Consider the following 20,864-nt stretch of genomic DNA (forward strand, 5'->3'; position numbering starts at 1 on the left):
ACTGTGGTCCTTGGTACGATGTGGCGGCGCGCCCTCCTCCGGGCGCGTCGCTCTGGGTCAGATGGCGAGGTATTCGGCGCGCAGTTCGGCGTTGGAGAGGACCTCCTTCGCGCTGCCGTCGAACACCACGGATCCGGTGTCGAGGATAACGCTGCGGTCGGCGAGTTCCAAGGCCCGCACCGCGTTCTGTTCGACGAGGATCGTGGTGATGCCCTGTTCCTTGATGATGCGCAGGGTCTTCTCGATCTCGTCCACGATGACCGGGGCGAGGCCTTCGTAGGGTTCGTCAAGCAGCAGCACCTTGATGTCGCGGGCGAGCGCGCGGGCGATGGCCAGCATCTGCTGTTCCCCGCCGGAGAGGGTCACGCCTTCCTGCTTGCGGCGTTCGCCGAGGCGCGGGAAGAGATCGTAGAGCCGGTCCAGAGACCAGCCGACCGGCGGGGCGATCTGGGCCAGTTGCAAGTTCTCCTCGACCGTGAGGCCGGGGATGATCGAGCGGTCCTCGGGGACGAGGCCGATCCCGGCCTGCGCGGCCTCGTAGCTTTTCATCTTGTGCAGCGGCTGGTGGTCGAGCCAGATCTCGCCCTTCGTCACCTGCGGATTGTCCATGCGCGCGATGGAGCGCAGGGTTGAGGTCTTGCCGGCGCCGTTGCGACCCAGAAGGGCGAGGATCTCGCCTTCATGCACGTTGAAGGAGATGTTCTGGACGATGTAGCTTTCGCCGTAATAGGCCTCCATGTTCCAGACGGAGAGGAAGGCGGGGGCGGTTTCGGCCAGGTTGTGGCCCTTGGAGAAATCGGGTTTGACGTTCATTTCTTGTCTCCGGTTCGGGGGCAGCCGGGCTGAAGCTCGGCCTACGGGGCGCGTCGGGTAGGCCGGGCTTCAGCCCGGCATCCGTCGCCTCATGCCGCCACCTGTGTTTCGCCGAGATAGGCTTCGCGCACTTTCGGGTGGCCCTTGATGTTTTCGGGCGTGTCCTCGACCAGCGGGGTGCCCTGGGCGAGAACGGTGATCCGTTCGGCCAAGGAAAACACCACGTGCATGTCGTGTTCGATGATGGCGATGGTGATGTCGCGGTCCTGCTTGATCTTCTTGAGCAGGTCTATCGTGTTGTTGGTATCCGCCCGCGCCATGCCGGCCGTCGGTTCGTCAAGCAGCAGAAGCCGCGGCTCCTGCGCCAGGCACATCGCGATTTCCAGCCGCCGCTTGTCGCCGCGCGACATGGACGCGGAATGCATGCCCCGCTTGTCGGCTAGGTTCATGCTGTCCAGCATCTGCTCGGCCTTTTCGACGATGTCGCGCTCTTTCATCATCGACCCGATGGCCTGCATGGTGAAGGCGCCGTCGCGCTTGGCGAAGCAGGCGATCATCATGTTTTCCATCACCGACAGATCACCGAAGATCTCGGGCGTCTGGAACACGCGGGAGATCCCCATCTGGTTGATCTCGTACGGCGTGCGGCCCAGGACGGACTGGCCGTCGAACAGCACGGATCCGGTGTCGGGGATAAGCTTGCCGACCAGTACGTTCAGCAGGGTCGACTTGCCCGCGCCGTTCGGCCCGATGATCGCGTGCACGGAGTTTTCCGCGATGGAGAGGTTGACCTCGGACAGGGCCTTGAGCCCTCCGAACCGCTTGTTCACGTTCTTGACTTCGAGAATGCCCATGATCGGGTCTCCTTATTCCGCGGGTTCGGTGGAGGTGCGGGTCTCGGCCTTCGGCTTGCGGCCGAAGAGCCGCATGATCCGCTGACCGCCTTCGACCAGACCGCCGGGCAGGGCGATGATGACCAGCATGAACAGGCCGCCGAGCATCAGGTGCCAGCCTTCACCGGTGAACTTCGACACGACCCAGATGACCGGGCTTTCGACCCAGTCGGGTAGGAAGGCGAACCACTTGTGAAGCAGCCCCTCGTTCATCTTGGAGAAGACGTTTTCGAGGTACTTGATCGTGCCCGCGCCAAGGATCGGCCCGATCAGCGTGCCCGCGCCGCCGAGGATGGTCATGATGACGACCTCGCCTGATGCGGTCCACTGCATCCGTTCGGCCCCGGCCAGCGGGTCCATGGAGGCGAGCAGGCCGCCGGCCAGACCGGCATACATGCCGGAAATCACGAAGGCCGCCAGCGTGTAGGGCTTGGGGTTCAGGCCGGTGTAGGTCATCCGGGTCTGGTTCGACTTGATCGCCCGCAGCATCAGCCCGAAAGGCGAACGGAAGATGCGGATGGAGATATAGAAGGACACCAGCATCAGGATGGCGCAGAGGTAGTAGCCGACCGGGAAGACGAACTGCCAGGGGCCGACGTCGATGACCTCACGCGCGCGCATCTCCAGCCCGAAGAGGTGCGGAACGATGTGTCCGCCCGCCTGCATCAGCACCTGCGGATCGTCGGTGTAGACCTGAAGACCGGTCTCGCCGTTGGTCAGCGGGGTGAGGACGGAATAGGCGAGGCGGTAGGACATCTCGGCAAAGGCCAGCGTCAGAATGGAAAAGTAGATCCCGGAGCGGCGGAGAGAGATCCAGCCGATTACGACCGAAAACAGCCCGGCCACGACGATGGATAGCAGGATTGCCGGAACCACGTTGTAATTCAGCAGCTTGAACATCCAGACGGCGGCGTAGGATCCGACCCCGAGGAAGGCGGCGTGACCGAAGGAGAGATAGCCGGTCAGGCCGAAGAGGATGTTGAAGCCGATGGCGAAGATCCCGAAGATCACGAAACGCTGCATCAGGTCCGGATAGCCCGCGTTGAAGAAGGCGAGTTCCGAGCGTGCCGGGAAGAGGTTCAGGATGATCGGCGCGAAGATGGCAAGGGCCGCGACGACCAGCAGGATGGCGGTGTCTTTTCTGTTCAGTCCAAGCATGGGTCAGTCCTCCATCACGCCTTTCCGGCCCATCAGACCGCGCGGGCGGGCGAGCAGGATGACGATGGCAACAAGGTAGATGATGATCTGGTCGATGCCGGGGATGACCGACTTGACCTCGTTCATCGAGGCGAAGCTTTCGAGAATGCCGAGCAGGAAGCCCGCCGCGACCGCCCCGGGAAGGGAGCCCATGCCGCCGACGACGACCACCACGAAGCTCAGCACAAGGAAGTCCATGCCCATGTGGTAGTTGGGCGAGTTGATCGGCGCGTACATCACCCCTGCCAGGCCCGCCACGGCGGCGGCGAGGCCGAACATGATGGTGAACCGCTTGTCGATGTTGATGCCAAGCAGCCCGACGGTGGCGCGGTCGGCCATGCCGGCGCGGACCACCATGCCGAAGGTGGTGAACTGGAGGAAGGCGAAGACGCCGCCGATGATCACCGCCGCGAAGGCGAAGTAGACCATGCGCCAGTACGGATAGATGATGACGTTGGGGTCGAAGCCAAGCAGCACGCCGAAGTCGAAGGAACCGCGGAAGACCTCGGGCGCCGGGGTCGGGACGGGGTTGGCGCCGAAGTTCGACTTGATGATTTCCTGCAGCACGATGGCGAGGCCGAAGGTCACGAGGATCTGGTCGGCATGCGGGCGCTTGTAGAAATGCTTGATCAGTCCGCGCTCCATAACGAAGCCGATGGCGACCATGATCGGGATGGAGAAGAGGATGGCCAGCGGGACGGACCAGTCGATCAGCCAGGCGCCGACATCGGGGCCGAACCATTCCTGGACGTAGGGGGTCTTCACCTTCAGCGGGTTGCCGAGGAAGTCCTTCTTCGTCGGGTCCAGCGTCTCGAAGCTGAGGTTGAACAGTTTCGACAGGGTGACCGCGCAGAAGGCGCCGATCATGAAAAGCGCGCCATGGGCGAAGTTGACCACGCCGAGCGTGCCGAAGATCAGCGTCAGGCCAAGGGCGATCAGCGCATAGGCCGAACCCTTGTCGAGGCCGTTCAGAATCTGAAGGATGATTGCGTCCATTGTCCCGTTCCATAGGATGCAGAGAGCCAGGGCGCGCGACTGGCACGCCCCCTGACCGTTGGTTGGGGAAGGGGCAGGGCGGGGAAGGTCCCCACCCTACCTCCGGATCATGCGCCCGGGTTGCATTCGCCCAGGTTGCCACCCGCGAACATCGGGTGCTCCGGATCGTAGGTGACCTGTTCGACCGGCGTGACCTCGACGATTTCCACGAGGTGGAATTCGTCCTGCGGGTTTTCGGCGCCGCGCACGACCAGCACGTCCTTGAAGCACTGGTGGTCGTCAGCCCGGTAGAGCGTCGGACCGTTGCCAAGGCCGTCGAATTCGTAGCCGGCCAGGGCTTCGCCGACAGCGCAGGGGTTGAACGAACCGGCACGTTCCACCGCATCCGCGTAGAGCAGGGTCTGCGCGTAGCAGGTCTGGGCGGCCTGGGACGGCGGGAAGCCGTACTTTTCGCCGAAGGCCTTGACGAACGCCTTGGTGCCGTCGTCCTCCAGTTTCCAGTCCCAGTTCTGGGAGCCGACGATGCCCTTGATGTTCTGACCGGCCCCCTTCGCCATCAGCTCCGAATACAGCGGGACGACGATTTCGAAGTTCTTGCCGTTCACCTGCTTTTCACGCAGGCCGAACTGCACGGCGTTGGTCAGGGAGTTGACCATGTTTCCGCCGTAGTGGTTCAGGACCAGCACGTCGGCACCGGAGTTGATGACCGGCGCGATGTAGGAGGAGAAGTCGGTCTGCGCCAGTGGCGTCAGCACGTTGTTGACGGTCTTCCAGCCCATGGCCTCGGTCGCGGCCTGGATGGATTCCTGCTGCGTCCAGCCCCAGGTGTAGTCGGCGGTCAGGTGATAGGCCTGACGGTCGGTGCCGTAGAGCTTTTCCAGCACTGGGGCGAGCGCGGCGGCGGACATGTAGGCGTTGAAGAAGTGGCGGAAGCCGTTCGCCTTCTTGTCCTTGCCGGTGGTGTCGTTGGAGTGGGTCAGGCCCGCCATGAAGATCACGCCGGCTTCCTGGCAGAGCCCCTGGACGGCCACGGCCACGCCCGAGGAAGAGCCGCCGGAGATCATGATGGCGCCGTCTTTTTCGATCATCGACTTGGCGGATGCGCGGGCGGCGTCGGATTTCGTCTGGGTGTCGCCGGTCACGTACTGGACCTTCTTGCCCATGATGCCGTTCCCCTTCAGAGCCTTGGAGCTGAAGGTGTTCATCATGCCGCCGCCGCCTTCACCGTTCAGGTGTTCGACAGCGAGTTCGAAGGCACGCAGTTCGTCGGCACCCTCGTCGGCGTAGGGGCCGGACTGGGGCACGTTGAAGCCGAGCGTCACGGTGCCGCCGGTCGGTTCGTTGGTAAATGCAGCCGCGGACGAGGCGGTGAAGATGGTCGGCAGCGCCAGGCCGGCGCCGGCAACGGCCCCGGACTTCAGCACGCCACGGCGCGACAGAGTCGTCTTTGTCATGAGTTTCCTCCCTATATGTGCGGACCTATGTGCCTGGGGCGGTGCGCCTCCTCTAGCGGACACCGACGGCACATATGTGCAAATTCTTTATTCCAGATGAACCGAAAACAAATCAACAAGCATCTTGAAACGTTAAACTTTTTTGTAAACAAATGCACAAGGGCGCGGTAATAATTGTAAACAAATTATTTCGCACTGCAGAAAGCCGTTGAAACGGCGGGGGAAAATGCCATGGCGCGCGCCGGTCTCACGGGAAGCCGGATCCGGGAAAGGCGGTCGGTGCTGGGCCTGCGGCAGGCAGAGCTGGCGCGGCAGGCGGGCATCTCGGCCTCCTACCTCAACCTGATCGAACACAACCGCCGCCGGATCGGAGGCAAAATTCTGCGCGACATCGCCGGGGTGCTCGGAGTCGATCCGGCGCAGCTGAGCGAGGGGGCAGGCGTGGCGCTGACCGCGACCCTGCGCGAGGCCGCCGCGGACCGTCCCGATGCGGGGGCGGAGGCCGAGGCGGCAGAGGAATTCGCCGGGCGCTTTCCGGGCTGGGCGCGGCTTCTGGCGGAACAGCACGGCCAGATCGGCCGGCTGGAGCAGTCGGTGGAGGCCCTGACCGACCGGCTGGCCCATGACCCGCATCTCGCCGCATCGCTGCACGAGGTTCTGTCGACAGTGACCGCGATCCGCTCTGCCGCGACGATCCTCGTCGAAACGCGGGAGCTCGAACCGGAATGGCGCGCAAGGTTCCATCGTAACATCCACGAGGACAGCGCGCGGCTGGCCGATGGCGCGCAACGGCTGGTCGACGAACTGGACGCGGGGCAGGCGCAGTCCGCCGCCCCGGTGGCCCCACAGGACGAGGTCGACGCCTTCCTTGCGCTGAGCGATGGCCATGTCGCGGCGATCGAGGCGGGCCGGGACCCGGAGACGGCGCTGGAGGGGGCCAGCTTCGGCTCCTCCGCGGCGCGGGACATGGCGCGGCGGATGCTGACCCGGATGGCGCAGGATGTCGCGGCCCTGCCGATGGACCGGCTTGCGGCGGCCCTGCGCGATCAGGCGGGGCCGGTGCCTGACCCTTCGGCGCTGGCGGCGGGCTTCGGGGTGCCGACCGGGCTGGTGATGCGGCGTCTCGTATCGCTCCCGCCCGACCTGAGAGAGACGCTGCTGCCCGCGCCGCCGGGGCTGGTGATCGCAGATGCCTCCGGAACGCTGCTGTTCCGGCGCGAGGTCACGGGTTTTCCGGTGCCGCGCTACGGGGCGGCCTGTCCGCTGTGGCCGCTCTTTTCCGCGTTCTCGCGCCCCGGCGTTCCCATCCGGCAGGGCCTGCGCATGGCGGGCCGGGGGGAGGGGCGCTTCACCGCCTTCGCCATCGCCGAAGCCGATCAGCCCCTGCGCGCGGGGGAAGAGCCGGTCTGGCGGTCGCACATGCTGATCTGGCCCGATGCCGAGGTGGCGGATACAGCCCCGCGTGTCGGCGTGTCCTGCCGGATCTGCCCGCGCGAGTTCTGCAGGTCGCGACGGGAGCCTTCGATCATGGCACGAGGGGCTTGAACCGGGGGCCGGACCGGGGGGGGCGGGAAGGGCGGCAGGCGAAAGAACTTATTCCGCATTGCGGATATCTTTGACTTGAAACCGGCAATGGGGCAGATTTGCGCTCCACGGGAAACCGGTCATCTATGCCGTAGGGGGAGACGGGATGGACAAGACGGTGCTCCTCATCGAGGACGAACCGAACATCATCGAGGCGATCAGCTTCATCCTGATGCGCGACGGCTGGCGGGTGGCGACGCATTCCAACGGCGTGGATGCCGTCGGCGCGGTCGCGACCCGGCGGCCGGATCTGGTGATCCTGGATGTCATGCTTCCCGGACGGTCGGGATACGACATTCTGCGCGACCTGCGCGCGGCGGAGGAAACGGCGGAGCTGCCGGTTCTCATGCTGACGGCGCGGGGGCAGACGCGGGACCGCGAAATGGCCGAACAGCTTGGCGCAAGCCGTTTCATGGCCAAGCCTTTTTCAAACGCGGAGATGCTGGAGGCGGTCAACGACCTGGTGCGGTCATGACTGACCGGCGGCCCCTGTTCCTGGAGCGCAGCAGCTATCGCCAGCGCCGCCTGGGCGACGCGGCGCGGATGTTGCCGGTCTTCGGCGGGGTGCTGATGATGCTGCCCGCGATCTGGCAGAGGGGCGAGGCAGAGGGCGCGCCGGCGACCTCTTCGGCCATGATCTATGTCTTCGGGGGCTGGGTGGCTCTGTCGGTCGCGGCCTTCGTTCTGGCGCGCTGGCTTGATCCTTCGGTGACAGAGCCCTCTGGCGATGCGGCCGGGTCCACGCGGGGGCGCTGATGGCCTCTCTCAACCTGCTGATCTTCGTCTCCCTGATCTACGTGGCGTTCCTGTTCGCCGTCGCCTTCGGGGCCGAACGGGCGGCGCTCAGGGGGCAGGGCAGCTGGCTGCGGTCTCCGCTGGTCTACACGCTGTCGCTGTCGATTTACTGCACCGCCTGGACCTTTTACGGCGCGGTCGGCTACGCGGCGCGGTCGGGAATGGAGTACCTGACGATCTACCTCGGCCCCTCTCTGGTGATGATCGGCTGGTTCTGGGCTGTCCGGAAGATGGTCCGGATCGGGCGCAGCCAGAACATCACCTCCATCGCCGACCTGATTTCGTCACGCTATGGCAAGTCGACGCTGCTTGGTGTGCTGGTGACGGTGCTCGCCGTGGTCGGGACGACCCCCTATATCGCGCTTCAGCTTCAGTCCGTAACCCTTGCCGTGGCCGCGTTTTCCCAGGCCGACGTGACGATGCGTCCGCTCGGCGACCAGAACTCCACCGCGCTCTGGGTGGCGGCGGGGCTGGCGTTTTTCACCGTGCTGTTCGGTACACGCAACCTCGACGCCAACGAACGGCATCACGGGGTGGTCATGGCGGTTGCGGTCGAGGCGGTGGTGAAGCTGTTCGCGCTGGTCGCGGTCGGGGTCTTCGTGGTCTGGGGCATCGGTGGCGGCGTCGGGGCGACGCTGGAGCGGATCGACGCCTCTCCTCTTGGCACCTGGTCGGTCGCGCCGGACCGCTGGCTGGCGCTGACCGCGCTGTCTGCGGCGGCGCTGCTCTGCCTGCCGCGCATGTTTCAGGTCATGGTGGTCGAGAACGAGGAGGAGCGGCACCTGCGCACCGCCTCCTGGGCCTTCCCGCTGTACCTGATGGCGATGAGCCTGTTTGTCGTGCCGATCGCGGTGGTCGGGCTGGACCTGATGCCGGCGGGCGAAAATCCGGACCTCTTCGTGCTGTCCCTACCGCTGGCCGAGGGGCGGAGCGGGCTGGCGCTGCTGTCTTTCCTCGGCGGGTTCTCCTCCGCCACGTCGATGGTGATCGTGGCCTCCATCGCGCTTTCGACCATGGTGTCGAACCATATCGTCATGCCGATCTGGCTGTCGCGACAGGCGGGCGGGGCGATGGTGTCGGGGGACGTGCGCAGCGTGGTCCTGCTGTCGCGGCGGCTGTCCATCGTCGGGGTGCTGCTGCTTGGCTATTTCTACTACCGGGTGTCGGGAGGCAGCACGGCGCTGGCGGCCATCGGGCTGATCTCCTTCTCCGGCGTCGCGCAGTTCCTGCCGGCGCTTCTGGGCGGCATCTTCTGGCGCGGGGCGAACCGGATCGGGGCGCTGGCGGGGCTGCTGATCGGCGGCGGGGTCTGGCTCTGGTGCCTGTTCCTGCCCAGCTTCGGACCCGGCGTGATCCTGTCGGCCGAGACCATGGCGGACGGTCCGTTCGGCGTGGGCTGGCTGCGTCCCTATGCGCTGTTCGGGATCGCAGGGCTGGACCCGCTGGTGCACGGTGTGTTCTGGTCGCTGCTGCTCAACACCACGGCGCTGGTCGGGCTGTCGCTGTTCACCTTTCCGACGCCGATGGAGCGGTTGCAGGGCGCGCAATTCGTCAACGTCTTCGACCACACGGCAGGCGCGCGCGGCTGGTCCGGCGGCATGGCGCAGAGCGAGGACCTGATGATCATGGCGCAGCGTATCCTTGGCGCGGCAGAGGCACAGGAGATGTTCCGAAGGGCGGCGCTGGCGCAGGGGCTTGAGGGCTACCTCCCCGAACCGACAGCGGATTTCCTGCAGATGCTGGAACGCGACCTGGCCGGATCCGTCGGCGCGGCAACGGCGCATGCAATGATCGGGCAGATCACCGGCGGCGCCAATATCTCGGTCGAGGACCTGATGGCGGTGGCGGACGAAACCGCGCAGATCATGGAGCACTCCAGCCAGCTTGAGGCGAAGTCGGCCGAACTGGCCCGCACCGCCCGCCAGCTGCGCGCGGCCAACGAGAAACTGACCCTGCTGTCGGTCCAGAAGGACGCCTTCCTCAGCCAGATCAGCCACGAGTTGCGCACGCCGATGACCTCCATCCGGGCGTTTTCGGAAATCCTCCGCGAAAGCGGCGACCTCGACGTCACGACGCGCACCAAATACTCCGGCATCATCCATGAGGAGGCGGAGCGGCTGACCCGGCTGCTTGACGATCTGCTCGACCTCTCGGTGCTGGAGAATGCGCAGGTCCGCCTGACCCTTGCGGAGGTGCGGCTGCGGGCGATCCTCGACCGGGCGGTGGCGGCGACCGGGGCGTCGGGACGGCTGCGGCTGGTGCGGCGCGGGGCGGAGGAAATGGTGCTCAACACCGACATGGACCGGTTGTCGCAGGTCTTCATCAATCTCATCTCCAACGCGCAGAAATATTGCGACGCTGAATCGCCCGAACTGACGATTTCCGCGCGCGAGATGGACGGGCTGCTGATCGTGGATTTCGTCGACAACGGCACCGGCATCGCGCCCGATTCACAGGCGCTGATCTTCGAGAAGTTCTCGCGCATCGGGCATCAGCAAGCCGGGGGCGCCGGGCTGGGGCTGGCGATCTGCCGCGAGATCATGGCGCGGCTTGGCGGGTCGATCACCTATCTGCCGGGCCAGCAGGGGGCGGGGTTCCGCGTCACCCTGCCGATGCATGGCGCGATGGCGGCGCAATAAGGCTCCGGTCTCAACCGCTTCGTAACCATCAACCGCCTAAGCTTGGCCCAGTGAGCGGGTATTTCGGTGTCGGAGGCGATGGAGAACCCAGGCCCAAACGCAGTTCTGCGTCGCAAGACCGTTGCGGCCAAGGAAGTCTGGCAGGCGCGCGGCATGTCGCCCGCCAAGGCGCTGCGCCTGTCGCTGGCGCGCGCGGCGGATGACCTCTGGGACCTTGCCGTCGCCGCCAGCGGCATCGCGCAGGCAGAGGAAACGCAGGACGCGCTGGTTTCCGGTCTGGCAGACGACGGGTTGATCGTCCTGCTCGACGGACCGGAAGGCGCGATCGGTGCGGCTTGGCTGGCCTACCCGGTCGTCGCCGGGCTGGTCGAATCGCAGACCGTGGGCCGCGTGTCGGCCAGCGCGCCCGACCCGCGCCGCCTGACCCGGACGGACGCCGCGATCCTCGCCCCGCTGCTGGATGCGACATTGGACCGGTTTGATGGTCTGCTGGCAGAGGCGCGGGTCGACGGCGCGATTTCCGGGTTCCGCTTCGGGTCGATGATCGAGTCTCCGCGCATGTTGTCACTGGCGCTGAAGGCCAGTGATTTCATCGTCTTCCGGTTCACGCTTGATCTTTCCGGGGTCCGTGAGGGCGACGCGATCCTGATGTTCCCGGTGGCGGAGGCGCTGCCCGATCCGCCCGGGCCTGCGGGGCCGCGGCGGGGCAATCTGGAAACCCAGGTGCGCAGCGCCCCGGCAGAACTGCGGGCCGTCCTGCATCGCCTGGCCATGCCCCTGTCATCTGTCAGCGCCCTCCGCCCCGGCGATATGCTCCCGATCCCGCGAGAGGCGCTGACGCGGCTGTGCCTGGAGGTCGGGCAGCGGGCGGTTCCGGTCTCCGGCCGCCTTGGGCAGGTGAACGGGATGCGGGCGGTGCGGATCTGCCTGCCGGAGCAAGCGGGTGCCGGGCGGGAGGACCTGCCCGACAGCGCGCGCGCGGGGCTGTCCGACACCGTACCTATGGAACGCGGCGTGGCGCCGGAGGTCGCGCCGCCGGCCGAGATCACGCCGCCGATACCGCTGCCGATGCCAGACACGGATGCCGGGGAGGCGGACGGTGTCGCGACCGACACGGACGGGGAACTCGACCTGCTTGGCGATCTCTCCGCTATCGGCGATCTGCCGGGACTGGTCGAGGATGAGGAGGACGTGGACGGCTTGCCACCTCTGCCGATGGCGGGCCTGCCGGATATAGGGTGAATGGGCGGCGTCTGAGCCGGGGGCGCAGGACGCTGCTGGATGTGCAAAGGGCATAGAACTGGCGACGTTTCGTTGCTCGGCAGCCGGTTCTGGATGGTCGCGCCCGGGTAACGGGCAGGGACGCGGCCTCGGGAACAGAGCGGGTTGGCCGCGCACAGGCTTTGCATTCGGGACGATCCGGCCGCGTTTTCCGGGGCGCGCCGTCAGGGGAGCAGCAGAGGGCCGACGAGGCTTGCGAGCCACAAAAAGGGGCGGAAAGACCGCCCCTCGTGTCCAGCCGTCCGGGCCGAATGGACCTGATCGGCGAGGTCCTAGCGCTGCTCCAGCCGGGGGCGCAGGCCGGACAGGTCATAGCCCGCGTCGGCGGCGGTCTTCAGGATCTCGTCCGCCGGCATGCCTTCTTCGGCGCGGGCCAGGGACCAGATCACCGTGCAGCGGGTGCCGGATGCGCAATAGGCCAGCACCGGCCCCCCGGCCGCTTCGATGGCCGCGTTCTGCCGGGCGATGTTGTCCGGCGTCATGGTCTGATGCGTCAGCGGGATCGCGGTGAACCCCAGCCCGGCGGCACGGGCGGCCTGTTCCATCGCGGCGGCCTGCCATTCCGGCGGGTTCTCCTCGTCCGGGCGGTTGCAGATGACGGCGACATAGCCGGCATCGCGGATGGCACTCATGTCTTCGGGCGCGATCTGCGGCGAGACGGCATAGGTCGGGGTGACGGGGCGTATCTGCATGGCCAAGGCTTATTCTGCCGGAACCGCCCTGTCCAGCCGCGCCTTGAGACCGGGGGCCAGAAGCATTCCGCCGATCATGAACGCGGCAAAGACCAGTCCCGGAAGCCCGCCGAAGGTGAGCGAGGCGATGGCCGGACCGGGGCAGAGCCCGGCCAGCCCCCAGCCCATTCCGAAGAGTGTCGAGCCGATGACGAGGCGGCGGTCGATCTCGGGCCGGGCGGGGGTCGGGAAGGTACCGCCGGACAGTGGCCTGCGCCCGCGCGTCAGCTGCCAGGCGACGGCCATGGGCAGGATCGCACCGCCCATCACGAAGGCAAGCGTCGGGTCCCACTGGCCGAAGACGTCCAGCCAGCCCTGCACCTTGGTCGTGTCGGTCATGCCCGAAAGGTAGAGCCCGGCGCCGAACAGCGCGCCGGAGAGGAGAGAGATGACGAGCCGCATCAGATGACTCCGAAGATGTGGCGGAACAGGACGATGGTGAGCCCGCCCGCGAGGATGTAGAAGACCGTCGCCACGATCCCGCGCAGCGACAGCCGCGAGATTCCGCAGACCCCGTGGCCGGAGGTACAGCCGTTGGCGATCCGCGTACCCGTGCCGACCAGCAGCCCGGCGGCGGCCAGCACGGCGAGGTTGGAGGTGGCGTTGGTGTCGGGCGTGCCGGCGAAGGGGATCAGCAGAAGCGGCATCACCAGCACCCCGGCGAGGAAAACCAGCCGCTCGCGCGCCTCGGATCGGGCTGAGCCGTCGACCAGCCCGCCGATGATCCCGCTCGCCCCCATGATCTTTCCGTTGCCAAGCAGCAGGACGGCACCGGCGGAGCCGATCAGCAGGCCTCCGATCAGGCCCATGATCCAGTCGATTTGCATGTTCGGTTCCCTTTCCGGCCGGTCACGGCCCATTCAGAGCTTGTTGACCGGCACCTTGAGATAGACGTTGCCCTGTTCGTCGGCGGGCGGCATCTGGCCGGCCCGCATGTTGACCTGAAGCGAGGGGATGATGAGTTTGGGCATCGCCAGCGTCGCGTCGCGGGCGTCGCGCATCTTCACGAAATCCTCCGCCGACTTGCCGCTGCCGACATGCACGTTCAGCGCCTTCTGTTCGCCGACCGTGGTTTCCCAGGCATAGTCGTCGCGGCCCGGCGCCTTGTAGTCGTGGCCGACGAATATCCGGGTTTCGTCGGGCAGGGCGAGGATCTTCTGGATGGAGGCGAAGAGCGTCTCGGACGAGCCGCCGGGAAAGTCGCAGCGCGCGGTGCCAAAATCCGGCATGAACAGGGTGTCGCCCACGAATGCGGCATCGCCGATCACGTAGGTCAGGCAGGCCGGCGTGTGGCCGGGGGTGTGCAGGACGTCGACCCTCAGCTGGCCGATGTGGACCGAGTCGCCCTCGTGGAACAGCTGGTCGAACTGGGACCCGTCGCGCTGGAATTCGGTGCCTTCGTTGAAGACCTTTCCGAAGGTGTCCTGCACGATGCGGATGTTGTCCCCGATCCCGATCCTGCCGCCCAGTTCCTGCTGGATATAGGGCGCGGCGGAGAGGTGGTCGGCATGGACGTGGGTTTCCAGAAGCCACTGAACCTCATAGCCCTTTTCCCGCACGAACCCGATGATCGCATCGGCGGAGCGGGTGTCGGTGCGGCCCGAGGCATAGTCGAAATCCAGCACGGAATCGACAACGGCGCAGGCGCTGCCCTTCGGGTCGCGGACGACGTAGGAAATGGTGTTGGTGGCTTCGTCGAAAAAGGCGGTGACTTCGGGTGACATGGGCATCTCCTCGTGGTTGGTTATACATATACAGCTTTTGGAATGTATTTCAAGAGGGGGCATGCGGGGCAGGGGCAGGACGGGCGGAATCCGCTGATGCGTCGCATTTGAGGCAAAGGTTCGTTTGATTTTGCGACCGGTCGGGGTATGTTGGTTGAATGACGCCGGACCGGGGGAGGAACGGGCCGGCGGATTTCCTAGGCACAGCCGGGATCCTGTTGGGGACAGGAACCGGCAAGGCGATCGGGCCATGGCCCGGTCACGGCGCACGGATATCGGGAGGAGACCGACACATGACCGTTGATGAGCTTGAACAGGAAACACACGACCTGATCGACGCCATTGCCACCCAGGCACCGGGGTCGCGTCATCTGCACCTCGGCCGGCTGCACGATATCATGGCGGCCTATTCCCGGTCGGGCCGTGCCGCCCCGGTGTCGCTGCGCCGCCTGCTGGACGAACTGACCAGCGAAATCGTCGAGGCCCGGTACGAGAACATGCCGGTCTGATCCACCGTCGCGCGGCGGCGCGGGGTCAGCCGAAGAAGATTCCGAGGATCACGATCATCAGTCCGATGACCGAAAGGAACAGCGCGGCGAGGTTCAGGGGGACGACCCTTGCGACCTCGGCGCGCATCTCCGCGTCCTCCAGCCCCGCGCGCTTGGCCCTGAGCACCCGCAGGATGCAATAGCCCAGCCCCAGAAGGCCGAGGACGGAGACCGCCGCGCCGATCCAGATCAGGATGTCCATCGTCTCGCCCTCATTGGTGCCGTCAGGTCCCGCCCCGCCTAAGCCATCGCCGACTTCTTGCCAAGCCCCGGCGGGGGCGCTAGTCAGGCCGCGACAGGGCCGGCCCCCGCACCGGGGCGCATGACAGAGCAGGAGCATGAGGGCATGACCGATACCCCCGACGTGATCGAATCCGGAGACGCCAACTACCGCGTCACCGCCAACGAACTGCGCCAGTTCATCGAGCGGGTTGAGCGTCTGGAAGCCGAGAAGAAGGACATCGGCGAGCAGATCAAGGAAGTCATGGCCGAGGCGAAGGGGCGCGGCTACGACACCAAGGTCATGCGCAAGGTGATTTCCCTGCGCAAGCGCGACAAGGATGACATCGCCGAGGAAGAGGCGGTGCTGGAGATGTACAAGGAAGCGCTTGGCATGAGCTGAGGGCCGGTCCGGCCCGACGCTGTCCCGAACGCGAGGGAGCGGAGGCCGGATGCCCAGCTATATCTCCGTCGCCGAGGCCGCGGGGCTGTTGCCGGGGTGTCGACGGGTCATGGTGATCGGCTGTTCGGGCGGCGGGAAGACCACGCTGTCTCTGCGGCTCTCTGAACGGTTCGCTCTGCCATATCTCTCCATCGACCGGGACATGCGCTGGCTGCCGGGATGGCAAGCGCGCGACAGGGGCGAACAACGGGCGATCCTGACCCGGCTGGTCGCGGCGGAGCGCTGGATCATGGACCGGTCGGGACCGACGGGCATTGACCTGCGGGTGCCACGGGCGGACCTGATCCTCTGGGTACGGGTGCCGCGGCGGGTGGCGCTGGTCAACCTCGCCCTACGGGTCGCGCGCAACCATGGCCGGGTGCGGGTGGCGATGGCGGAGGGTTGCCCGGAACCGCTGCCCGACCGCGCATTCCTCGGCTACATATGGCATTTCGAACGCCGGTCCGCCCCGCGCTTCGTGGCGCAGATCGACCGGCACGGGCCGCGCGTCCCGGTAGCACTGATCCGGTCGAGGGCGGAGGCGGCGCGGCTGCTGGCGGGGTGATCCGTGCTCAGCTCGTCAGCATGGTAACGCCATCGAGCGCGGCGATGGCCTCCGCGTCCTCCTCATAGGCGTCGGTGAGGTATTCAAAGACGTCGATCGGCCAGGGGGGAAGCGGCAGGTCCTCTTCCACCGCGTCCTCGATGGCGTATTTGTCAAGGAAGGCGGCCATCGCGCGGCGCTTCTGGCTTTCGGTCATCGTCGGGTTGGCGGCGAAATAGGCGCGGAAGCGTTTCATGCCCTCGGGGTTCATGATCTCGCCTAGCAGATCGAAGGCGCCCTTGATCTTCGCCCCTTCTTCAAGCCCGGCCATGGCGCGGACGATTTCGCCGTAGATCAGCGGTGAATCCTCGTTGCACCAGACGGTGACCGGCATGTCCGGCGCGATCTGGCGCATCCGGCGCACCAGGTCCGACCAACGCAGGGTGCCGGGATCGGTGCCGTTCAGCACCTGATCCAGCGTGGTGCCGGAGGCCTGGGCATGCACCGCCGGAACAAAGGTGCCGGGATCGCGGATCGCCAGGAAGATGCCGATCTCGCAATCGGGGAACAGCTGGCGCATGTCGGCCAGCCGCTGTTCGGCAATCGGGTAGAATTGTCCGGCCTTCATCGCCATGCGCGGCGTGCCGAAGAAATTGTCGTTGAGCAGGATCACGTGATCCGCCTCGTCCGCCTGCAGGATGGTGTCGAGCAGGACCTCCTTCGCCTCGGCCGAAGGTTCGCCCCGGTCGAGCGCATGCAGCGCCTCGCGCAGGAGGACCTTGTAGTTGCCCGGCGGCGGGACAGAGACGCGCCGCGCCAGCAGGTCGTCGCGGTTGCGTGCCAGGGTGCGGGCCAGCCGGCCTTCGTCCGTGCAATGTGCGCCTACATGAAGGGCGATCTTCATGGGCCGGTCCTCCTTTGTGCCCGCCATCGGGTCGGGTTGAGGGATACAGGGGTTCGTCTGGACAGTAAAACCCGTTTCGGGCAACAGAAGGTTCATGACGACACTCTCCCTGCCTCCGGTTGGTGCGGCACGCCGCCGCGGACCCTCTGCCTGGTCGCTTGGCGCGGCGCTGATCGCGCTGATCGTGGTCGGGCCGATCGTGGCCGTGGTCTGGATCGCGCTCGCGCCCGGCGGGGACGGCGGGGCGACCTGGTCGCAGCTCTGGTCGACGACGCTGCCGCGCTATCTGCGCACGACGCTCTTCCTGATGACGGGGGTGGGGCTGCTGACGGCGATGGTCGGCACGGGGGCGGCCTGGCTGGTGGCGCGTTACAGGTTCCCGGGCTCGGGCTGGATCGAATGGGCGCTGCTGATGCCGCTGGCGGTTCCAGCCTACGTGGGGGCCTACGCCCTGGTGGATTTCCTGGAATACGCGGGGCCGGTGCAGACCTTCCTGCGCGACCTGATGGGCTGGCGGTCGGCGCGGGATTACTGGTTCCCCGAGATACGCTCGCTTGGCGCGGCGGTGCTGGTGCTGTCGGCGGCGCTTTATCCTTATGTCTACCTGCTGACCCGCGCGGCGTTGCGCGAACAATCCGGCGGAGGGGAGGAGGTTGCGATGTCGCTTGGCGTCGGTCCCTTCGCCCGGTTCCGCCGGGTCGGCCTGCCGCTGGCGCGCCCCGCCATCGCCGCCGGGGTGGCCATCGTCATGATGGAGTCCGTGAACGATTTCGGGACGGTGGATTATTTCGCGGTTCAGACGCTCACGACCGGGATCTTCACGACGTGGCTTGAGGGCAATTCCGCCGAGGGCGCGGCGCAGATCGCCTGCGTGGTGCTGGCGCTGGTGGTGACGCTTGTGCTGCTCGAAAAGCTGTCGCGCCGCCGGTCGCGCTTCTACACCCTCTCCAACCGTCACCGACCGGTGACGCAGCGCCGCCTGCACGGGGGCCGCGGGCTGGTGGCGGCGGGGCTGTGCCTGATCCCGGTGCTGTTCGGCTTCGTGCTTCCGGCGGGCGTGATCCTGTCGCATGCCGTCGGCCATGTGGAGGGCTGGATCGAACCGGCCCTGCTGCGCGCGCTCTGGCACACGCTGGCGGTTGGCGGCATCGCATCGCTCGTCACGGTATGCGCGGCGGTCTTCCTGGTCTACGGGGTCCGGCTGTCCGGCCGGCTGCTGCCGCGCCAGCTGATGCCGGTGACGACCATCGGTTATGCCGCGCCCGGCGCGGTGCTGGGCGTCGGCATCCTGATCCCGCTCGCGCGGCTTGATCACGGGCTGGCGGACGGGATCCTCGCGGTGACGGGGCGTGATATCGGGCTGGTGCTGACCGGGTCCGCTTTCGCGCTGGTGCTGGCCTACGGGGTGCGTTTCTTCGCCATCGCGCAGGGGGCGGCGGACGGGGCCTTCGGACGGGTGTCGCCGTCGCTGCCCATGGCGGCGCGCTCTCTCGGCCGCAGCCGGAGGTCGGTTCTGGCGCAGGTCTACGCGCCGCTGATGCGCGGCTCGCTCGCCTCCGCGCTGCTGCTGGTCTTCGTCGACTGCGTAAAGGAACTGCCAGCGACGCTGCTGCTGCGCCCGTTCAACTACGACACGCTGGCGACGCGGGTGCACGAACAGGCCAGCCTTGAAAAGCTGGGAACGGCGGCGCCGGGGGCGGTTCTGATCATGCTGGTCGGACTGGTCGCGGTGGCGCTGCTGGCGCGCGCCAGCCGGGCCGGCGAAAGCGCTTGATCCGAAGGGGGCGAACGCGTAGACACGCGCCGGCATGCCCCTATAGCTCAGCTGGTAGAGCAACTGATTTGTAATCAGTGGGTCCGCGGTTCGAGTCCGTGTGGGGGCACCATTTTATCGGCAGAAGTCTTTGATCTTGTTAACATTTTCGACTTTAAGTCCGGGCTGATCCCCCTTTTCGTACACCCTTTGCTGTCTGAGGGCTGGATACGACTAGACTTACGGAAAACCTTTTCCGAGAGTGCCGGACAGGCCAAACCTCCTGTGAAATTCTTGCGCTTGCGCAATCTCGGACATGTCGTGTTGTTCGACCAACGTCGCGAAGGTCCGCCAGTGCATTCCCTTGGGCTTTCTGCCGTAGAAATCATCCCATCCGAGGCGGGTTTCCAGTTTTCGCGATTTCCGCAGCATCCGCGAAAGGGCGTCCTCGCGCTGCGAAGCGTAGGACAAACGGTGGCAGGTTCGGCACGCGAACACTGAACCTCCGAATAGGACGGCGACCCGGCGTTCGCATCCTGCGGAAGGGCACAGGAACCAATCGCGAGAGTTACCGAAGTTGCAGGGCGTCCAGTCGAGGCGGACGCGATAGTCCATGTCGTGCCAGTCGTCGCCGCCCTGACGGGTGCGGTAGATCAGGCGAACTGCACCGCGCTCTGAAATCGCCCGGATCGAGGCGACGGTTTCCTCTCGGACGCTCCATTTCCATGCGAAGTGTTGCCCCGGTTCCAGAAACCCCTCTCGCGCCCAACGGCGAACATCAATCTTTCGGTAGTCGTCGGTCGTGCTTCGGGAGGAATACCCCGCGTAGCGTCCGCTGCCTGATCCACCCATCTAGTTCTCCGTTTCTGCCGAAATCATCTGGAAAGCCGGGCGTGTCGGTTCGCCCGAACACGCCCACTCCCCATGGTCAGATGTAGATATGTCCTGAAAACTGTGCATCGGTGACATTCGGCAATTCACGTTGGCGGCACAATTTTCAGGACAGTGTTCACCCGTTTTCCACCGCTATTTAACGGAACGTCCTGATTTTTGTGACGCCCGGATACGGAATTTGTGCGGGGCTTCTTCGGCTTGGTCCAGCCCAGAAAATCCCTCGTGGCGGAGTGCCCGTCGTGGGTTGGCAGTTCAGTCAGCGCCAGCAGCGCGGATTTGCCGATGCCTTCCGGCCCCAGATACGGCCCTTGGATTACCCTGATAAAGCCGTGTTCTATCAGTTCCTGAAAGTACGGCCCGACCGTGTTGCGGTGCACGTTCAGCGCCAACGCAGCTTCTCTATGGCTCAACACGATCCGTCCGTTATTGGACCCGTTGAAACGGCGCTTAACGGCGATGTAGAGTGCCCTTGGCCCCGGCTTCAAGTCCGCCCAAGCTGCGGTGGCCTGAAGGTATTCGGAAAGCTGGACGTGACGCCCAGCCCCCTTCTTGTGATGCTTGTAGGGTCTCCGGGTCATCAGTGCTTTCCCTGAGCCAGACAGGCGAGCCAGACGCGGACTGCGGTGTATTGGTCGGGGCACCCGCCCAGCGACAGCCAGGCGGCTTGCGCAGCCCCGTCAGCGCCTTTGCGGGTAAACACCTGCCATTTGCCGTTGATGCGGTCGAGGCGGGCGAGCGGATCAGTCATTGCGGCCCCCATAGTGAAGAACCCAGATCAGCAGGGCCTGTGTTTCAGTCAGGGCGTAGCGGTGCCGGAGGCGGCGCAGGAGGGCGGCGTTCATGACTGCCCCCCAACGTGACCCGGCACGACTTTGGAATGCAGGACGTAGCGACCATGCGTGCCGCTGAACGCGCCGCCATGAGGTTCGGTGACGGTCTCGATATGAAATCCGACCTGCCGCAGATTGAACACGTAGGCGGACCATCTGGGCGCGGGCGTGTCGATGGGAGTGCATCCCTTCGGGCCGGCGTCGATCAGGTTTAGAAGTGCCCATAGGTCGCGGCCTTTGAGGGTGATGCGGGTGACGCTCTGGTCGCCGTTGATGATGGTGAAGGACGTGTCGCCCCAGTTGAAAGTCTCAGCCATTTGTCAGGGCCTCTCTTGTGAAGGTGAGGCACTGGGCGTATGGTTTGGGTGTTCCACCACGAACATTCCCGTTGCCACCGCCCAGCGCATTTGCGTTGGGGGCGGCGGGTCTTATTCAGCCGCTGCGGCCATTGCCGCGTCGATTTCGGACTCGACCCAATACAGGCGCGATCCGATTTTCCGGGGTTTGGGCAATCGCCCGAGTTCGACGTCACGGTAAATTGTCGTTCTGCCGCGATTGCCGAGTTTTGCCCGAAGGTCTGCGAAGGTGAGGAAAGTCATGTTGGTGCTCCTTGGTGATCAAGG

Annotated in this window: 25 protein-coding genes and 1 tRNA gene; 10 read left to right on the forward strand and 16 right to left on the reverse strand. The window is 65.8% G+C overall.

Annotated features, from left to right (window positions below):
* Window positions 1–57: 57 nt before the first annotated feature.
* From IEV87_RS03145 to IEV87_RS03165, 5 genes are all read right to left on the reverse strand, one after another.
* The gene (locus tag IEV87_RS03145) at window positions 58–813 is read right to left on the reverse strand and encodes an ABC transporter ATP-binding protein (RefSeq protein WP_188476181.1); all 756 of its coding nucleotides are present in this window, start codon (window positions 811–813) and stop codon (window positions 58–60) included.
* Window positions 814–902: 89 nt separating this feature from the next.
* Window positions 903–1,667, reverse strand: coding sequence for an ABC transporter ATP-binding protein (locus IEV87_RS03150; protein WP_188476183.1), 765 nt, complete (start codon window positions 1,665–1,667; stop codon window positions 903–905).
* Between the two features lie 12 nt (window positions 1,668–1,679).
* Complete coding sequence (locus tag IEV87_RS03155) at window positions 1,680–2,864, reverse strand: branched-chain amino acid ABC transporter permease (protein ID WP_188476185.1); 1,185 nt, start codon at window positions 2,862–2,864, stop codon at window positions 1,680–1,682.
* Window positions 2,865–2,867: 3 nt separating this feature from the next.
* The gene (locus IEV87_RS03160) at window positions 2,868–3,899 is read right to left on the reverse strand and encodes a branched-chain amino acid ABC transporter permease (RefSeq protein ID WP_188476187.1); all 1,032 of its coding nucleotides are present in this window, start codon (window positions 3,897–3,899) and stop codon (window positions 2,868–2,870) included.
* Window positions 3,900–4,006: 107 nt separating this feature from the next.
* Entirely contained in the window at window positions 4,007–5,353 is a 1,347-nt protein-coding gene (locus IEV87_RS03165; protein WP_188476189.1) for a substrate-binding protein, read from the reverse strand.
* 231 nt (window positions 5,354–5,584) lie between these two features.
* Between IEV87_RS03165 and IEV87_RS03170 the strand changes: the two genes are divergently transcribed.
* From IEV87_RS03170 to IEV87_RS03190, 5 genes are all read left to right on the forward strand, one after another.
* On the forward strand, window positions 5,585–6,898 hold the full coding sequence (locus IEV87_RS03170) for a helix-turn-helix transcriptional regulator (protein WP_188476190.1): 1,314 nt from the start codon (window positions 5,585–5,587) through the stop codon (window positions 6,896–6,898).
* A gap of 145 nt (window positions 6,899–7,043) precedes the next feature.
* The gene (locus tag IEV87_RS03175; RefSeq protein ID WP_188476192.1) at window positions 7,044–7,412 is read left to right on the forward strand and encodes a response regulator transcription factor; all 369 of its coding nucleotides are present in this window, start codon (window positions 7,044–7,046) and stop codon (window positions 7,410–7,412) included.
* Window positions 7,409–7,693 carry a hypothetical protein gene (locus IEV87_RS03180; protein WP_188476193.1) on the forward strand — a complete coding sequence of 95 codons (285 nt, stop codon included), beginning with the start codon at window positions 7,409–7,411 and terminating at the stop codon, window positions 7,691–7,693. Before IEV87_RS03175 ends, IEV87_RS03180 begins: the two co-directional genes overlap by 4 nt.
* The gene (locus IEV87_RS03185) at window positions 7,693–10,371 is read left to right on the forward strand and encodes an ATP-binding protein (RefSeq protein ID WP_188476195.1); all 2,679 of its coding nucleotides are present in this window, start codon (window positions 7,693–7,695) and stop codon (window positions 10,369–10,371) included. The genes IEV87_RS03180 and IEV87_RS03185 overlap by 1 nt, the downstream gene beginning before the upstream one ends.
* Before the next feature lie 78 nt (window positions 10,372–10,449).
* Window positions 10,450–11,613: a FliM/FliN family flagellar motor switch protein gene (locus IEV87_RS03190; protein ID WP_188476197.1), complete on the forward strand. Its 1,164-nt coding sequence runs from the start codon at window positions 10,450–10,452 to the stop codon at window positions 11,611–11,613.
* A 311-nt stretch (window positions 11,614–11,924) separates the two neighbouring features.
* Here IEV87_RS03190 and IEV87_RS03195 read toward each other — a convergent pair whose 3' ends face one another.
* The 4 genes from IEV87_RS03195 to IEV87_RS03210 are packed head-to-tail and all read right to left on the reverse strand — an operon-like array spanning window position 11,925 to window position 14,107.
* Window positions 11,925–12,344 carry a TIGR01244 family sulfur transferase gene (locus IEV87_RS03195; RefSeq protein WP_188476199.1) on the reverse strand — a complete coding sequence of 140 codons (420 nt, stop codon included), beginning with the start codon at window positions 12,342–12,344 and terminating at the stop codon, window positions 11,925–11,927.
* A gap of 9 nt (window positions 12,345–12,353) precedes the next feature.
* Window positions 12,354–12,785 (reverse strand): DUF6691 family protein, encoded by a 432-nt coding sequence (locus IEV87_RS03200; RefSeq protein WP_188476200.1) that lies wholly within the window; start codon window positions 12,783–12,785, stop codon window positions 12,354–12,356.
* Entirely contained in the window at window positions 12,785–13,210 is a 426-nt protein-coding gene (locus IEV87_RS03205; protein ID WP_188476202.1) for a YeeE/YedE family protein, read from the reverse strand. Before IEV87_RS03205 ends, IEV87_RS03200 begins: the two co-directional genes overlap by 1 nt.
* 33 nt (window positions 13,211–13,243) lie before the next feature.
* On the reverse strand, window positions 13,244–14,107 hold the full coding sequence (locus IEV87_RS03210; protein ID WP_188476204.1) for an MBL fold metallo-hydrolase: 864 nt from the start codon (window positions 14,105–14,107) through the stop codon (window positions 13,244–13,246).
* A gap of 293 nt (window positions 14,108–14,400) precedes the next feature.
* Between IEV87_RS03210 and IEV87_RS03215 the strand changes: the two genes are divergently transcribed.
* Complete coding sequence (locus IEV87_RS03215) at window positions 14,401–14,616, forward strand: hypothetical protein (protein WP_188476205.1); 216 nt, start codon at window positions 14,401–14,403, stop codon at window positions 14,614–14,616.
* A 25-nt stretch (window positions 14,617–14,641) separates the two neighbouring features.
* Here the strand turns inward: IEV87_RS03215 and IEV87_RS03220 are convergent, their stop codons facing one another.
* On the reverse strand, window positions 14,642–14,857 hold the full coding sequence (locus tag IEV87_RS03220; protein ID WP_188476207.1) for a hypothetical protein: 216 nt from the start codon (window positions 14,855–14,857) through the stop codon (window positions 14,642–14,644).
* 144 nt (window positions 14,858–15,001) lie between these two features.
* Between IEV87_RS03220 and IEV87_RS03225 the strand changes: the two genes are divergently transcribed.
* The gene (locus IEV87_RS03225) at window positions 15,002–15,277 is read left to right on the forward strand and encodes a DUF2312 domain-containing protein (protein ID WP_188476209.1); all 276 of its coding nucleotides are present in this window, start codon (window positions 15,002–15,004) and stop codon (window positions 15,275–15,277) included.
* A 49-nt stretch (window positions 15,278–15,326) separates the two neighbouring features.
* Complete coding sequence (locus IEV87_RS03230) at window positions 15,327–15,881, forward strand: AAA family ATPase (RefSeq protein ID WP_188476210.1); 555 nt, start codon at window positions 15,327–15,329, stop codon at window positions 15,879–15,881.
* Window positions 15,882–15,888: 7 nt separating this feature from the next.
* On the opposite strand, the gene IEV87_RS03235 is transcribed toward IEV87_RS03230, so the two are convergent.
* Window positions 15,889–16,764, reverse strand: coding sequence for a hypothetical protein (locus tag IEV87_RS03235; protein ID WP_188476212.1), 876 nt, complete (start codon window positions 16,762–16,764; stop codon window positions 15,889–15,891).
* 94 nt (window positions 16,765–16,858) lie between these two features.
* Here IEV87_RS03235 and IEV87_RS03240 point away from each other — a divergent pair, with 94 nt between their 5' ends.
* Together IEV87_RS03240 and IEV87_RS03245 are read left to right on the forward strand one after the other, a co-directional pair.
* Window positions 16,859–18,538, forward strand: a complete 1,680-nt coding sequence (locus tag IEV87_RS03240; protein ID WP_188476214.1) for an ABC transporter permease — start codon at window positions 16,859–16,861, stop codon at window positions 18,536–18,538.
* Between the two features lie 36 nt (window positions 18,539–18,574).
* Window positions 18,575–18,650: transfer RNA gene (locus IEV87_RS03245), tRNA-Thr, on the forward strand.
* Window positions 18,651–18,757: 107 nt separating this feature from the next.
* Here IEV87_RS03245 and IEV87_RS03250 read toward each other — a convergent pair.
* From IEV87_RS03250 to IEV87_RS03270, 5 genes are all read right to left on the reverse strand, one after another.
* Window positions 18,758–19,369 (reverse strand): hypothetical protein, encoded by a 612-nt coding sequence (locus IEV87_RS03250; RefSeq protein ID WP_188476215.1) that lies wholly within the window; start codon window positions 19,367–19,369, stop codon window positions 18,758–18,760.
* 125 nt (window positions 19,370–19,494) lie between these two features.
* The gene (locus tag IEV87_RS03255; protein WP_188476217.1) at window positions 19,495–19,989 is read right to left on the reverse strand and encodes a hypothetical protein; all 495 of its coding nucleotides are present in this window, start codon (window positions 19,987–19,989) and stop codon (window positions 19,495–19,497) included.
* Window positions 19,989–20,159, reverse strand: a complete 171-nt coding sequence (locus tag IEV87_RS03260; protein WP_188476219.1) for a hypothetical protein — start codon at window positions 20,157–20,159, stop codon at window positions 19,989–19,991. The genes IEV87_RS03255 and IEV87_RS03260 overlap by 1 nt, the downstream gene beginning before the upstream one ends.
* A gap of 90 nt (window positions 20,160–20,249) precedes the next feature.
* Complete coding sequence (locus IEV87_RS03265) at window positions 20,250–20,558, reverse strand: winged helix domain-containing protein (protein ID WP_188476221.1); 309 nt, start codon at window positions 20,556–20,558, stop codon at window positions 20,250–20,252.
* Between the two features lie 111 nt (window positions 20,559–20,669).
* Window positions 20,670–20,840 (reverse strand): helix-turn-helix transcriptional regulator, encoded by a 171-nt coding sequence (locus IEV87_RS03270; protein WP_188476223.1) that lies wholly within the window; start codon window positions 20,838–20,840, stop codon window positions 20,670–20,672.
* Between the last annotated feature and the right edge of the window lie 24 nt (window positions 20,841–20,864).

It is taken from the genome of Primorskyibacter flagellatus, assembly GCF_014638275.1.
Lineage (GTDB): Bacteria > Pseudomonadota > Alphaproteobacteria > Rhodobacterales > Rhodobacteraceae > Pseudooceanicola > Pseudooceanicola flagellatus_A.